The organism is Methylobacterium sp. NFXW15, assembly GCF_049887755.1.
GTDB lineage: Bacteria > Pseudomonadota > Alphaproteobacteria > Rhizobiales > Beijerinckiaceae > Methylobacterium.
Genome location: NZ_JAGEKG010000004.1, coordinates 459,172 through 473,419, shown reverse-complemented (window position 1 = coordinate 473,419; position 14,248 = coordinate 459,172). Strand labels below are relative to the sequence as shown.

The window sequence follows — 14,248 nt, the reverse complement described above, 5'->3', positions numbered from 1 at the left end:
CGGAGTGGGGCCATCAGAAAAGGTGGACGGCTCGCTACCGACCCATTACGGGCATAGGGAGGGTCACAGCGCCGAACTGAAAGCAGCCATACCTCCACTGCCCTCTCAGCCCCGTAGCTGTAAGCTCGTCAGCGGCAGGCTCAACGTGCAATGGACGCCCTCGGGCGGGTAGCTGATGACGACGTGGCCGCCGCCCATGCCACGTTCGATCAGACGCGAGCCAAACCCCTTCCGGGTGGGTGGGACGACCGGTGGCCCATTTCGTTCCTGCCACTCCATCCGAAATTCGGCATCTTCGCCCTCGCTGGACACAACCCACCGCACATCGACCTGACCGGATGTGTTGGAGAGGGCGCCGTACTTGGCCGCGTTGGTCGCTAACTCATGCATCACCAGCCCCAGCATGAGCGCGGGGCTCGGTCCGATAAACAGGTTCGGCCCCGACATGCGGAACCGCTTCGCCTTGTCCTGATGCAGAGCGAGCGTTCCTTGGACGATATCTCGGACGTTGGCGCTCTCCGAGTGCCCGAGCAGCAGCACGTCGTGGGCCTTGCCGAGCGCGATGAGCCGGGCAGCGAGAGCTTCCTGCGCGGCCGGAAGGCTTGCAGCGTTGCGCAGGGTCTGCGTAGCGATGGACTGCACCATGGCCAAGGTGTTCTTGAGCCGATGGCTCAGCTCTCGGTTGAGCAGATCTTGCGACGCCTCAGCCGCCCTCTGGTCGTTGACATCGCTGACAGCCACCACCGCGCCGACCGTTGCGCCGATTTCATCCTCAATCGCCTCGCCAGAAATCGTAATCCAGCATCGTGCGCCGTCAGGCCGCTGATACAGCACCTCCAGGGCTGCGTGTTTGCAGGCACCGCTGGTGATCTGGGCGAGGGGATACTCATGCCCCTCGACCAGACGACCATCCTTATGAAAGGCGACGAACGCGCCGTAGGCATCGCTGGACGAGGCGTACACCGTGTCATGGCCGAGGATTTCCGCCAAACGTCGATTGCCTAGCAAGATGCGCCCTGAGGGTGCTTCGGCGAGCATGATGCCGACCGGCACAGTTTCCATGATGGATTTCAGCCGCGCCTCACCGGCAAAGCTTGCCGCCTCGGCCCTCTTGCGGTCGGTGATATCGACGGCGACGCCGGGCAAGCGCAGCGGCTTCCCGTCGGCATCAAGGAAGCACCGCCCCCGCGCATGAACCCAGGTCAGCGTGCCATCCCCGCGCAACAGGCGGTAGTCCTCGATGAACTCTCCGCCGGTATCGAGCGCGTTCTGGATGCGCTCGCCAACCCATTCCTGGTCGTCGGGATGAATGCCACCCACAAAGGCGGCGAGCGGTGCGCCTGCAGCGGCTTCCTCTGGGTCAACGCCGTACATTCCGGCGAACTGCGCTCCGGCATAGAGCCGGTCGCCAGGAATATCCCAATCCCACCAGCCCAAGCTGCCGGAAGCCGCGAAGGCAAAGGTCAACCTCTCTTGTGACGTGCGCAGCGTTTCGCGGGTCGCTCGCATCTCCGCATTGAGTTGGCGCTCGCGCAGCACGGTCGTAACCTGCCGAGCCAGTCGGCGTAGCCCGTCTGACTGCTTCGCCGTCAGTCCCTCAGGCCGGGGCTTACGATCAATCACGCACAAGCTGCCGAGCACTTGTCCATTAGGGTCATGCAGCGGCGCTCCGGCATAGAAACGGATGAACGGCTCGCCAATCACCAGCGGATTGTTCTGCGTGCGTGGATCTGTGGTCAGATCCGGGATGGTCAGCAGGTCTGCCTCGGCCAACGTGTAGGCACAGACAGAAGCGTTGAGAGCTGTCTCACACAGTGGGAAGCCAACCCGTGCCTTGAACCATTGCCGGTCGCTCGCGACGAGGCTGACCAAGGCCACAGGCGTATCGCAGACGATCGCCGCCAGTTGAGCGATGTCATCGAACTCAGCTTCCGGCGGGGTATTGAGGAGGTTGGTGGTGCCGAGGGCGTCGAGCCGAACGGGATCGTGAACGAGAGGGGGGAGGAGGGACTGTGACATCAGCAAAGGCAATCAATGTTGCAGCCTTCTAGCCGCATTGCGCCCAACCGTCTCGCGTCCCCTCGTCACGACCGCACTTGAAACTCCTCCTATCTACTTGAGCTATCGGCGGCTCGGGGAGCAGCGTCCGCTTCGACCCATTTGGCACTCGGTAGCAGACGGTCGCAAATCTACCCCAAGCGGCTTTTGAGAGCGTGATGAAGAACCCAGTCACCATAGGCTGACGCTTTCAATATTCACGCTTGCATGTGTCCAAAACCGTGCAGAGCTTCGGGTGTCGCGGCCCGGCGAAAGACCGAGGCGCCTTAAGGGGCATCACCGTGACCTCCAGAAAGAAGGCCTCCGTCTCCCTCGCCGGCTCACCGGCCACCCACCCCGCGACGTCCGAGCGGCGCCGGGATCCGCGCGGCGATCGGTACGATCACTCGCAAGCCTTCGACGCCCGCACCAGTCTCTCGCGGGCCACCCGGCGCCGCGGACCGGTACAGGTCACGGCCGTCGCGGTCGCCGATCCGTTCTTCCCCGCCACCCGCGTGATCGCCTCGGCGAACCGCAACGTCGACGTGCTGGAGATGGAGCGCAGTCACGGCCGCATCACCGTCTCGCAATATGAGGTCGGGCGGCAGGTCCAGGCGATCCTCGAGCGCGGCGTCGGCGCCCGGCTCGGCTCCGTCGCGTACGACGTGCGGGGCTCGAAGGATCTGTCGATCGCTCACGAGCTGGCGATCATCTACGCCATTGAGGACGCCCGCCTTGTCGCGATGCTGAAGGACAAGATCATGCGGGCAATCGGCGTGACAGGCGCCCGCTTTCTCGCCGAGGTCCTGACTGGCCGGCAGACCTTCGCGCAGTATGCCGAAGCTCGGGGCAAGGGGGGCGAGCGCGGCACGGCCTACGTCGCCGAGCACTTCCGCATCCTGCTCGAAGACCTCGACGCCGAGTTCGCCGCCGTCGGCGTGCTTCAGGCGATCCGGGCCTTCCAAGGCGAGCCGACCGGCGAAGAAACGGACAGCCGGGGGCGCACCGTCCCGGAAGGCCAGGGTGCCTACTTCGGGGAGCTGCAGGCGCGATACGCCCCGCAGGCCAAGCCAGAGGTTCGGCGGGCGGTCGCCGGGCGGGGTCGGGTCAGAGATCTGGTCTCCGCTCGTTTCCGGACGTCAGATTGTAATCGGTGACCTTATATTCGGCGCGCCGGTATGCTGTTTCTTTTCTATGTCTGACTTCTGACGACCGACATATATTGCGACGCAGACATACGTTTAGTTGCGCGGATATGCGGGGCCAGATGCTTCAGGCGATCCAAGATAAACACAAGCTCCGACGCCTGCAGAAGGAGCGGCGAAAGATTGACCGCGAATGGACTGAGCGGGTTCGCGCAAGCGACAGAGAAGGTGGTTTTACTCCGACGGTCCGGCGCGAGCACGCCCTCATCAGGGAGCAAATTGATTATGAAATATCAAGACACATAACTGAAGTGCTGCGAAATCAGGCTGAGTATTACTTCATACCATTCCCAGAATATGATGATGAGACAAGCTGGCAAGATAACGGCGATCAGCGAATGCCAACACTCAGTCCAAAAGGGGTTCTCGAAGTTCGGTCGGCTATTCGAAAGGAGCGAAAAGAGGCGTGGGAATTCTGGGCTGGTCGATTAACAACAGCGACCGGTTTGATCGGTGCCCTTATAGGCTTGGTCGCCGTCTTCAAGAAGTAGCCCTTGAGGAACGCTTCTTGACCCGTCGGGCGAAACACGGCATTTGGATCAAGTCGCGAGACGCGTGCCCGGGATCGAGAGATCGCCGGGCGTTTGCATGTCCGCTCCCTTCTTCCACAGCTCAGCCGGCATAGGTATCCTCGGGATGCCGCCGCGGACTTGCGCCATGATCGGCCACCGATGACGCTTCGTAAGCGCTTCTGCTACGCGACCGAGTTGCGGGGCTTCGCCCGTGAGGTCGATGCCCTGGCCCTCGCCGACCAGCGGGACCCGGAGGCACCTATCGTCACCAAGGTCGATCTGGCTAAGCGGATGCGCGAGCGCGCCGCCGAAGTGATGCGCCACGAGGATCCGGCCGAGCGCGGGACGTTCCGGGCCGAGACGGTTTTCGGCAAGCGCAGCACCCGGCCGGTTCGAGCCGAGATCCGGGGGCCGCGTAAGGTTCAGGCTGCCTAAGCTTATTTGGCGCTGCAACCAATGCAGATGCCTTTGGCGATACTGTCCTGCCGCTGCTCATTCTGCGAGCGGCGGTTGATGTTGCTGCGCGAGGTCGGACTAGCGTCCCGGCTTGGCGGCTTAGTCTGACCGAGAGCAGTGACATCGCGAACGGGGGTAATCGCTGCGCCCGTCATCTGCGCCTGCGCAACATCGCCGGCGAGCAGCGCGAGCATGATCGCCGTGGCGCGTACAAAAATAAACATGAAGTCCTCCAGTCTGGGGAACGTCCGGTGATGACGGATGGGTCGTGCGGCCCATTCACCGCCCCGAGCCGCCGCCAGATCAGAGGCGATTTCCAAGGTCCCAAGAGACTTTGAAAATACGGGCCATTTAGGCGCTAATAGCGCAGCAAAATCATGGGCTTATCGGTGGTTTCAGGCTCGCGTCGCGTGGGCCGCCAACGGGCCCGGAATAAAATCCAGACGGAGACGAAGGCCTCCCGCGCCACTCGGGCGCTCGGCTACCTCCGGGTCTCCACCGAAGAGCAGGCCGCCAGCGGCCACGGCCTCGACACGCAGGAGAAATCGGTCCGCGCCTTCGCGGAGAGCCAGGGTTACGAGCTGATCGCGGTGCTGACCGACCCCGGTGTCTCGGGCGCGACGCGTCCCGCCGATCGTCCCTCCTTCGGGCAGGCGCTGGAGATGGCGGCGGCCGGCGCCTTCGACGTCCTGCTGGTGGCGAAGATCGACCGCCTCTCGCGCGACATCCGCCACGCCATGACGACGGTCTCCGACCTCGCCGAGCAGCACGAGGTTGCGTTCCGCTCGGTCACGGAATCGGTGATCGACACGTCCAACCCGATGGGGCGCACCTTCTTCGCGATCTTCGCCGGCATGGCGGAGAACGAGCGCTTCGTGATCCGGGACCGGACGGCCGGCGGCCGGGTCGCCAAGGCGAGCAAGGGCGGCTTTGCCGGAGGGCAGGCGCCCTACGGCTACACGAGAGATCTCGAAGGCGGCCTTCGGATCGTCCCGGAGCAGGCTCGCATTGTCCGCCGCATCTACCAGGAGCGCCGCCGCAAGCGGACGCTTCAGGCCATCGCGGACAGCCTCAACGCCGACGGCATCCCAGCCCCGCGCGGCGGTCGCTGGGCGGTGTCGACGATCTCCTACGTCACCGACAACCCGAAGTATCGCGGCGCGATCGAGTACCTGTTCCGGTGGAGCGGGGCCGAGACGCACGTGCTCGCCGAGGGCATCCACCAGGCCATCGTCTCATGAACCGCGAGACGCACACAGCGGCCGATGCCGAGCGCTGGGTCCGCGCGATGCAGCGCGATCCGGCCGCGAAGGCCTACGGCGATCACCTCCGGCGGAAAGGCCTGCTCCCGCCTGTCGTGAAGGTCTCCACGAAGGTCCAGCCCGCATGATCGCCGCCCTCCTTCGGCTGTTCGGTCGCCGCGCCGCCGTCATCACCGCGCCCGATCCGGTCATCCGCACGGGCCGCGTGCTCTCGCAGGGCTGCGGTCGCTGAGGTTTCTGAGAACAAGGTTCGAGCAATGGCTTTCCAACCTGGGCAGTCCGGAAATCCCGGTGGCCGTCCGAAGGCATCGGCGCGCGTCCGCGATGCCGCCCGCGAGCATACCGAGCGTGCGCTTCAGGTCCTCGTCGAGATCGCGACGGAGGGGGAGAGCGAGGCCGCTCGCGTGGCCGCCGCCAACGCCATCCTCGATCGCGGCTACGGTAAGCCCAGCCAGCCCGTCGACGGCGACGGCGAGGGCGGGGCGATCCCGACGAGCATGACCGTCCAGTTCATCCGGCCCGGGCCGCCGCCCGATGAAGGTTGAGTTCCCGGAGAAGCTGGCCTTCCTGTTCGAGCCGGCCCGCTACAAGATCGCCTATGGCGGTCGCGGCGGTGCCAAGTCCTGGGGCTTCGGCCGCGCGCTCCTGATCCTCGGCGCCCAGCGCCCGCTCCGGGTTCTGTGCGCCCGCGAGTTTCAGAACAGCATCGCGGAATCGGCGCACGCCCTGCTCGCGCAGCAGATCGATCTCCTCGGGCTGTCGGGGCACTACGACACGCAGGAAAAGAAGATCCTCGGCCGGAACGGGACCGAGTTCATCTTCAAAGGGCTCCGTCACAACGTCGCCTCGGTGAAGTCGACGGAGGGTGTCGACATCTGCTGGGTCGAGGAAGCCCGCACCGTCTCGAAGACGTCCTGGGACGTGCTGGTGCCGACCATCCGCAAGGAAGGCTCGGAGATCTGGATCAGCTTCAACACGGAGCTGGAGGCGGACGAAACCTACCAGCGGTTCGTGAAGAAGCCGCCGACCGGCGCACGGGTGGTGAAGATCGGCTGGGAGGACAATCCCTGGTTCCCGGCAGTGCTCCGGCAGGAAGCACTCGACCTCAAGGCTCGCGATCCGGTCGCCTACGAGACGGTCTGGGGCGGCAACTGCAAGCAGGTGCTCGACGGCGCGATCTACGCGAACGAGATCCTCGCCGCGACGCGCACGAACCGCTTCACGCGGGTGCCGCACGACCCGTCGAAGCCGGTCCTGACCTTCTGGGATCTGGGCCGGGCCGACATGACCTCGATCTGGTTCGCCCAGATCGTCGGCTTCGAGTTCCGCCTGATCGACTTCTACGAGAGCCGGGGCCACGCCCTGAAGCACTACCTCGACATGCTGGAGGAACGGGCCAAGCCTGGTCCGGACGGCGCGCCGGGCTACACCTACGGGGAGCACTGGCTCCCCCACGATGCCCGGAACGAGCTGCTCGCCTCCGAGCGGACCATCGAACAGCAGATGTGGGCCGCCGGTCATACCGTGCGGATCGTGCCTCGCCTGACCGTCGCCGCAGGGATCGACGCCGCCCGGCAGGTGTTCGACCGGTGCTGGTTCGATGAGGACCGCTGCGCCGACGGGCTGAACGCGCTCCGGAACTACCGCTACGACGTCGACCCGCAGACGCAGCAGTTCTCGAAGAACCCGCTGCACGATGCGGCGAGCCACGCCGCCGACGCCTTCCGCTACTTCGCCATCGGCATCGCCGAGCCCCGCGCGGAGGCTCCGGCCGATGACACACCGAACGACCGCTATGGCCGCCGACGGCGCCGCGACGCGGAACAGACCTCGACGGGATCACCATGGGCGGCATGACGGACAGCGATGAGCGCGCCGATCCCGAGCGCACGCCCGAGGGGAAGGCCGCCCTCGATCGCGACGCGCTGTTCCGGAAGCTGAAGGGCTGGCACCGCACCGACCGCGACGCCTCCTCCAAGTGGCGCGAGGATGCGAAGGAGGATTACGACTTCGTCGCCGGCCGCCAGTGGTCGGCGCAGGATGAGGCCGCGCTGCGCGAGCAGGGCCGCCCGCCGGTCACGTTCAACCGCCTGCTGCCGGTCATCAAGGCGGTGGCCGGTTCCGAGGTGAATGCCCGCCAGGACATCCAGTACCTTCCCCGCGAGGTCGGCGATGCGAACGTCAACGAGCTGCTGACCGAGGCCGGGCGCTACCTCTCGGATGAGGCCGAGGCGGAGGACGAGGAATCGGACGCCTTCGTCGACTGCGCGATCACCGGCATGGGCTGGGTCGAGATGCGCCTCGACTACGAGATCGATCCGGACGGCGCCTATGTCGAGGACCGGGTCAATCCGCTCGAGATGTTCTGGGACGCCTCGGCGCGGAAGAAGAACCTGTCCGATGCCCGCCGCCTGTTCCGGGCGAAGAGCATGGACCGCGCCGAGGCGCAGGAGCTGTTCCCCGACGCGGACCCGGCCGACCTCGACGCGTCCTGGGCCGAGGACCGCGAGGACCAGGAGACGCATCACCAGATCCAGCCGGGGCAGCATCGCTCCGACCGGCCGAACGGCTCCGGCGACGGCTCCGAGAAGGTCACCATCGTCGAGTGCCAGTGGTGGGAGCGCGCCCGCGTTGCGGTGGCGATCGACCTGACCACGGGCCAAACGACCGAGATGGAGCCGGAGAAGGCCGCCATCCTCGAGCGCCGGGCCAACGTGCTCGCGATGCCGGTGCAGATCGTCCACCGCACGAAGCGCGTCTACCGCCGCGCCTTCCTCGGGAACGTGGTGCTGGACGAGGGGAAGGCGCCGGCTGGCGACCGCTTCTCCTATGCCTGCCTGACCGGCGACCGCGACCACAACAAGGGCACGTGGTTCGGCATCGTGCGGGCGATGAAGGATCCGCAGCGCTACGCCAACAAGTGGCTGTCGCAGACCCTCGACATGCTCAACCGCCAGACGAAGGGCGGCTTCTATCTGGAGAAGGGAGCGGTCCCGGATCAGGCCGCTTTCGAGCGTTCCGTGGCCAAGCCCGGCTCCGTCACCTTCGTGCAGGACGGTGCGATCACGGGTGGACGCATCAAGGAAAAGCCGCTCCCGGTCCTGCCGGCGGGCCACTACCAGCTCATGGAGTTCGCGCTCCTCTCGATCCGCGACACCTCGGGCGTGAACCTCGAACTGCTCGGCCAGCAGCGGCAGGAACAGGCCGGCGTGCTGGAGTATCAGCGCAAGCAGGCCGCCATGACGATCCTGGCCACGCTGTTCGATGCGCTGCGCCGGGCGCGCAAGCAGATCGGGCGCGTCCGCCTCTACTTCATCCAGACGTATCTCTCGGACGGGCGCCTGATCCGCATCGTCGGCGATCAGGGCGCCAAGGTCGTGCCGCTGATCCGCGACCAGACCATCGGCGACTTCGACGTGGTGATCGACGACGCCCCGGCCTCGCCGAACCAGAAGGAGGTGGTCTGGGCGACCTTCACCAGCGTGCTCCCGATCATCAAGGACATGATCACGCCGCAGGTGCTCATCGAGATCCTGCCCTATTCGCCGTTCCCGGCCTCGTTCGTGGCCAAGATGCGCGACCTGCTCTCGCAGGCCGGGGACAGCCCGGAGCAGGCGCAGCAGAAGCAAATCGCGATGCAGACCGCCCTCGCGAAGATCCAGGACCTCGCCGCCGGGGCGAACCTGAAGAACGCCAAGGCGGGCCGCGAGCAGGCGCTCACCCATCACGATCACATCGACGGCTTCGCGAAGGTGGCGGCGATGGCCGCGCCTCCCGCCGCCGATCCGCAGGCTGGCGTCGCCGCCTGATCCCCAACGCCCAGCCGGCGCGCCAGTCCGGCTTCCGTCTCCATCACGTCACGAGGACCCCATGAACGACCACGATGTCTCGTCGGGCGAAGACGCCTTCACGGCCGAAGAGCAGGCTGCTTTCGACGCCTACGCCTCCGGCTCCGAGCCCGCAGTCTCGGCGTCCGCCGCTGCGCCGGCCGCTCCCGTAGATGCCGCCGCTGCCGCCGCTGCGCCGGGCGAGCCCGCCGCTCCCGGCGAGGTCGTCGATCCCGAGGCCGAGGAAGGCTCGGTCGACGAGAACAAGGGCAAGTTCGTCCGCCATGGCGCGTTCCACCAGGAGCGCGAGCGCCGGAAGGCTGTCGAGAAGGAACTGGCCGAGTTCCGGGAGCGATACGCGCGCGGCGACGAGCGCCTGCGCCTCCTGACCGAGGCCATGCAGCGTCCAACCTGCGCGACGAGGCCCACGACGGCCTGGTCGACTGGTTCCAGCTCCGCACCTCCGTGACCTTCTTCAACCACGCCTGCGGCTTCACCGCCGCGAACGTGGTCCAGGTCGACGGCTCCGGCGGCGTGAAGTTCACCGGTAACAACGTCGTCACCCCGGCGACCCGCGTCATCCGTCCAAACGGCCGTGCCAATGACGGCGCGCTCGTGGCCGGCGACATCCTGACCCTCGACCTCATTGATGCCGCCGTCGAGATTGCCAAGACCGGCGGTGCGGCCGGCGACGTGAAGATGCGCCCGGCCGAGGTGAAGGGCATGGGCGAGATGTGGGTGATGTACATCCACCCGACCCAGGTCACGCAGCTCCGCCGCAACACCTCGCAGGGTCAGTGGTTCGACATCCAGAAGGCCGCGATCCAGGGCTCCGAGATCTCGAAGAACCCGATCTTCACCGGGGCGCTCGGCGTCTACAACAACGTCGTCCTGCGCGAGTCCCAGCAGGTCACCCAGGGCGTGGCGCCCGACGGCAAGACCATCCTCCCGGTGGTGCGTCGCGCTGTGCTGCTCGGCGCTCAGGCCTGCACCGCGGCCTTCGGCAAGGGCGGCGGTGAGAACAAGTACCGCTGGAACGAGGAGCTGTACGACCACAAGCGCGAGCTTGAGGTCTCGGCGTGGTCGATCTGGGGCCTGAAGAAGACGACCTACAACGGTCGCGACTTCTCGGCGATCGTGATCCCGACCTACGCCGTCAACGCCGGCTGATCGGCTCTCCCTCCTGAATGAACCCGACCCGCGCCCCTGACCGGGCGCGGGCTCCTCCACCCACGCGCGACGGGCCGACCGCCCGCTTCCGCATTTCTTCGAGAGGGGTCTGTCATGGCCACGAACGTGAACCCGACCAAGCCGCCGGTGCGCTCGCTCCTGCACGGTCAGGTCGGCGAGATCCGCACCACCGTCGCCTTCAACGACGCCAATCGTCCGATGAGCGCCGCCTTCCCGGCGGGCGCGCAGATCCTGTCCACGACCATCACCGTGACGCAGGCCTTCAACGGCGGCACCAATGCCCTCACCGTCGGCTCGGCGCCGGGCGGAAACGACCTCGTCGCGGCTGGGGATTCCGCCGTCGGCAACGTCGGCGTGAAGCGTCCCGACACCGCCACGGCGCTGGGTCGGCTGCCTGCCGCTCGACCTCGTGCCCGCCCGGCGGAAGGGCTGTGCCGTCACGCGTTCGTTCTCTGCACGCATCACCGACCGGCCGACCCTCGAGGAAGCAGTGGCCGCCCACGCGACCCGCTTGGGTGAGAAGCTGCGCCGGGAAGGCCTCGGCACCGATCACGTCACGATCTTCTATCATACGAGCGAGCACGACCGGGACGCACCACAGCGCTCGGTCGCCACCACCGTCAGCCTACCGGAACACACCTCGGACACCCTGGCGCTGATCAAGGCGGCGCGATTCGGCGTGGCGAAGACTTGGCGCGATCCCTCCTCCGATCGGCCGGCGTGGCGCTACTCCAAGGCGGGCGTGGTGACGAACGATCTCGCACCCCTCAGCCACAGCCCACGGGCGCTGTTCGGAGCGCTCGACCGGGAGCGCTTTGGCCCACTCATGGCGGCGATGGACGCCTGCAACGCGCGATGGGGGCGTGGCGCCGTCGTTCCTGCAAGGGCGGGGCTGACGACGAAGCGGGATTGGAACACGAAGTTCGAGATGCGGACGCCGCGCTACACGACGCAGGTAGCCGAGCTTCCGGTCGCTGTAGCCTAGCCAAACGACAGCGAGTCGCGTCCGCAGCTGCTACTGCAGTCGCCCAATTGACGCTTGATGCGGCCCGCTTGACACCTGCACCCCATGCCGCGCGGCGAGGCCCATCAGCTCGTCGTTGGTCCAGATCAGATCGCCGATCTGCCAGAGGTCCATGTCGGGGCCGTGCGGGAGGACGGGCCAACCGAGCGCGATCAGGGCTTCGGCCGCGTCCTGGGCGGCGAGTGCGGGGACTTCGTCCATGCCCGCAACATAGCCGGGCATGGGAGGGCGGCGATAGCGATGACATCCCTCAGCTCTGTCGTGCAGCCTTCCGAGCCTGCGCCTCCGCGATCATCGCTGCCCGGTGCCGCCGAGCAGCGGACTCCATCGCCTCACGCTGGGACTCGACCATCTCGTTCGTCAGATCAGCACACAGCTGATCGTCCCAGTGGAAGTCCACCGCAATGAGGCGGCGCGGCGTGCCGTCGAGCCAATGCGTTCGCTGGAAGGGGATGAGCGTGAACCGAGGGCACTCGTCATCGCGGATCGCGTCGAGCAGCTTGTCGACGCTCGAGTTGCCGACCTCAACGATCCAGTCCGCGTCGGCGCTGTAACCGTCGAAGCGGCCGTCATAGCCGCGAACCTCCTCGGCTGCGTCGGTCGCGCCGTTCTCGCGCATCCAAAGCAGAGCGGCTCGTTTTAGATGCAGGTGGTCGACGCTCTCGCGTGCTCCTGACCCGGCAATGACTGACGCCGCTTCGGAGCAGGACGACAATGGAAGTCGGTGCATCATGACCGTCACCCGGTCCGCGCCGACCAGCGAACCTAAAATACGGTGGGCTTCTATCCCAGACCGTGCGCCCCACCCATCCGGCTTGCGGGTGAAGAGCCGCCGCAGCCTGACAATGTTGCGCCCCGCAGCCATGCCTCTACTCCCTGCCACAATCTACGGACTTCTCGCAGGTTCAATGAACCTGGCTCTGAGAACGCAAATCGAACGAAATGCGCAAATCGCGCCGTTACGGCCTTCTCTATTCCTTGAAACCATTGAGAATTTCTGGGGAGCACGTTGCTCATAACGGTCTGGTTGTAGGTTCGAGTCCTACCGGGCCCACCACCAATCAGCTGAGTCGCTACGAACACTCAACGATCCTCGACCATCCGGCTGTCGACGGGGCCGGGATGTGTCACGCACCGCATGACTTGGACGACGACGTGCGCCTCCGATGCCACGTGACCCGCTGGAACGGTGTGGTCCCGGACGGGCGCTGACGTTTGTCGGAGTGCCGGAACCGGACGTCGCAAATGCAGGCTGAGCGCGCTCGGTGCGCTCAGCCACGGTTCGTCATACGAGCCCCAGGGCCCGGATCAGCAGGATGGCGACGGCAAGGAGGACGAGGAGCGAGGCGGTCACCGCTAGGGTCACCCGCCCACCAACCTGCGCCAGTACCCGCACGTCGACGCCGAGGCCCAAGGCCGCCATCGACACGATCGTCAGGAACCCTGCCACGCGCGACAGCGGTGCCACCCAGGCATCCGGCACGAGACCCAGGGAGCGAAGGGCAGCGAGCGCCAGGAAGCCCAGGATGAACCATGGCACCAGTTTGGAGAAGCCGAGCTTGCGTGGGCCCGCCTTGCCGCTCGCCCCTTCCGCTGGCAGCCGCGGGGCGATCAGCGAGAGCGCCAGCACGACGGGCCCCAGCATCAGCACCCGGACCAGTTTCACCAGCGTGCCGACCTGCGTCGCCAGCGCGCTCACCGGCAGGGTGGCGGCGAGGACCTGCGGTACGGCGTAGACGGTCAAGCCTGCGAGCACGCCGTACTGGGTGTCGGTGTAGCTCATGAGGGGCACGAAGAGCGGCAGCCCGAGCACCATCAGCACGCCGAGCACCGCGGTGAAGGCGATGGCTGCGGCCACATCCCGGCTCTCGGCGCCGATGACCGGGGCGACGGCCGCGATGGCGGAGTTGCCGCAGATGGCGTTGCCGCAGGCGATGAGCAGGGCCATGCGCACGGGCAAGCCGAGCGCCCGGCATATGGTGCAACTCGCCAGGATGGTCAGCGCCACGGCGCCGACGATGCCGGCGAGGAGGGCGGGACCTGAGGCAAGGATGGCAGCGAGGCTGACGGAGGCGCCGAGCAGGGTAACGGCGACTTCCAGAACCTGCTTGGCGGAGAAGGCGATGCCGGCACGGAAGCGAGTGCCGGGCACCCAGACGGTGCGCAGGGCCGTGCCGAGGAGGATGGCCAGCACCAGGGCCTCGACGTAGGGATGGCCCGTGAGGTGCTCCTCGCCCCATTGCAGGGTCTGGGCCGCGACGGTGATGGCGAGGCACAGGAGCACCCCCGGCAACAGGCTGCCCACCGACCTGGCCCAGACGAAGGGGGCCGGTTTGGCCAACCTCTCTCCTTCCGACGAAGCCCCCAGGTGGCCAGCGATCCTGGCTGTCATCGTGGTCTCCCCGCGGTCCGTCAGTAGGCCGCTCCGAGATAGGCCGCGATGGCTTTGGCCTGTGCCGGCTCGATCGGCGCATGGTAGACCTTGACCATCTTGGTCACCTCCGCGTCCCAGAAGGCTGCGCCCTTGCCCGGCGGCTGCATCGCGACGTAGTCGGGCGAGTGGCAGGTCATGCAATTCTCCTGCGCGGCCTGGAAGCCCGCCGCGTGTTCCGCATCCGGCGCCGGTTTGAACTGGGCGGTTGGCTCCGGCAGGGCATAGGTTTCCGGTGCGGCCTGGGCCGCGGGGGCGAGAGCGAGGGCCAGGAGCGCCGCCAGGGTGTAGACCTTGTGCATA

At 66.5% G+C, this 14,248-nt stretch carries 16 protein-coding genes and 1 pseudogene; 11 read left to right on the top strand and 6 right to left on the bottom strand.

Features of this window, described 5'->3' with window-relative positions:
* Positions 1-105: 105 nt before the first annotated feature.
* Entirely contained in the window at positions 106-2,019 is a 1,914-nt protein-coding gene (locus J4O73_RS12345; protein ID WP_426217650.1) for an HWE histidine kinase domain-containing protein, read from the bottom strand.
* A 320-nt stretch (positions 2,020-2,339) separates the two neighbouring features.
* Between J4O73_RS12345 and J4O73_RS12340 the strand changes: the two genes are divergently transcribed.
* The 3 genes from J4O73_RS12340 to J4O73_RS12330 all read left to right on the top strand — a co-directional run bounded on the left by J4O73_RS12340 (position 2,340) and on the right by J4O73_RS12330 (position 4,189).
* A complete protein-coding gene (locus J4O73_RS12340; protein ID WP_426217649.1) occupies positions 2,340-3,194 on the top strand; it encodes a hypothetical protein in 855 nt (284 codons plus the stop codon).
* Between the two features lie 110 nt (positions 3,195-3,304).
* Positions 3,305-3,733, top strand: coding sequence for a hypothetical protein (locus J4O73_RS12335; protein ID WP_426217647.1), 429 nt, complete (start codon positions 3,305-3,307; stop codon positions 3,731-3,733).
* Between the two features lie 180 nt (positions 3,734-3,913).
* The gene (locus J4O73_RS12330) at positions 3,914-4,189 is read left to right on the top strand and encodes a hypothetical protein (RefSeq protein ID WP_426217645.1); all 276 of its coding nucleotides are present in this window, start codon (positions 3,914-3,916) and stop codon (positions 4,187-4,189) included.
* A 2-nt stretch (positions 4,190-4,191) separates the two neighbouring features.
* Here the strand turns inward: J4O73_RS12330 and J4O73_RS12325 are convergent, their stop codons facing one another.
* Positions 4,192-4,434: a hypothetical protein gene (locus J4O73_RS12325; RefSeq protein ID WP_426217643.1), complete on the bottom strand. Its 243-nt coding sequence runs from the start codon at positions 4,432-4,434 to the stop codon at positions 4,192-4,194.
* Between the two features lie 186 nt (positions 4,435-4,620).
* On the opposite strand from J4O73_RS12325, the gene J4O73_RS12320 reads away from it, so the two are divergent.
* From J4O73_RS12320 to J4O73_RS12285, 8 genes and pseudogenes are all read left to right on the top strand, one after another.
* On the top strand, positions 4,621-5,451 hold the full coding sequence (locus J4O73_RS12320; RefSeq protein ID WP_426217641.1) for a recombinase family protein: 831 nt from the start codon (positions 4,621-4,623) through the stop codon (positions 5,449-5,451).
* Positions 5,448-5,600: a hypothetical protein gene (locus J4O73_RS12315; protein ID WP_426217639.1), complete on the top strand. Its 153-nt coding sequence runs from the start codon at positions 5,448-5,450 to the stop codon at positions 5,598-5,600. The genes J4O73_RS12320 and J4O73_RS12315 overlap by 4 nt, the downstream gene beginning before the upstream one ends.
* 129 nt (positions 5,601-5,729) lie before the next feature.
* Positions 5,730-6,017, top strand: a complete 288-nt coding sequence (locus J4O73_RS12310; protein WP_426217637.1) for a DUF5681 domain-containing protein — start codon at positions 5,730-5,732, stop codon at positions 6,015-6,017.
* On the top strand, positions 6,007-7,329 hold the full coding sequence (locus tag J4O73_RS12305; protein ID WP_426217635.1) for a PBSX family phage terminase large subunit: 1,323 nt from the start codon (positions 6,007-6,009) through the stop codon (positions 7,327-7,329). The genes J4O73_RS12310 and J4O73_RS12305 overlap by 11 nt, the downstream gene beginning before the upstream one ends.
* Positions 7,326-9,281, top strand: coding sequence for a portal protein (locus J4O73_RS12300; RefSeq protein WP_426217633.1), 1,956 nt, complete (start codon positions 7,326-7,328; stop codon positions 9,279-9,281). The genes J4O73_RS12305 and J4O73_RS12300 overlap by 4 nt, the downstream gene beginning before the upstream one ends.
* Before the next feature lie 61 nt (positions 9,282-9,342).
* Positions 9,343-9,768 (top strand): hypothetical protein, encoded by a 426-nt coding sequence (locus tag J4O73_RS12295; protein ID WP_426217631.1) that lies wholly within the window; start codon positions 9,343-9,345, stop codon positions 9,766-9,768.
* Positions 9,654-10,469: a N4-gp56 family major capsid protein gene (locus J4O73_RS12290; protein WP_426217745.1), complete on the top strand. Its 816-nt coding sequence runs from the start codon at positions 9,654-9,656 to the stop codon at positions 10,467-10,469. The genes J4O73_RS12295 and J4O73_RS12290 overlap by 115 nt, the downstream gene beginning before the upstream one ends.
* 400 nt (positions 10,470-10,869) lie before the next feature.
* Positions 10,870-11,475 (top strand): annotated as a pseudogene (locus tag J4O73_RS12285) (DUF4113 domain-containing protein); the annotation flags it as partial.
* Between the two features lie 30 nt (positions 11,476-11,505).
* Here the strand turns inward: J4O73_RS12285 and J4O73_RS12280 are convergent.
* From J4O73_RS12280 to J4O73_RS12265, 4 genes are all read right to left on the bottom strand, one after another.
* Positions 11,506-11,715, bottom strand: coding sequence for a hypothetical protein (locus J4O73_RS12280; RefSeq protein WP_426217629.1), 210 nt, complete (start codon positions 11,713-11,715; stop codon positions 11,506-11,508).
* A 49-nt stretch (positions 11,716-11,764) separates the two neighbouring features.
* Positions 11,765-12,379: a hypothetical protein gene (locus J4O73_RS12275; RefSeq protein ID WP_426217628.1), complete on the bottom strand. Its 615-nt coding sequence runs from the start codon at positions 12,377-12,379 to the stop codon at positions 11,765-11,767.
* 420 nt (positions 12,380-12,799) lie between these two features.
* Positions 12,800-13,906 (bottom strand): YeiH family protein, encoded by a 1,107-nt coding sequence (locus tag J4O73_RS12270; protein ID WP_426217626.1) that lies wholly within the window; start codon positions 13,904-13,906, stop codon positions 12,800-12,802.
* A 20-nt stretch (positions 13,907-13,926) separates the two neighbouring features.
* On the bottom strand, positions 13,927-14,247 hold the full coding sequence (locus J4O73_RS12265) for a cytochrome c (protein ID WP_426217624.1): 321 nt from the start codon (positions 14,245-14,247) through the stop codon (positions 13,927-13,929).
* Between the last annotated feature and the right edge of the window lies 1 nt (position 14,248).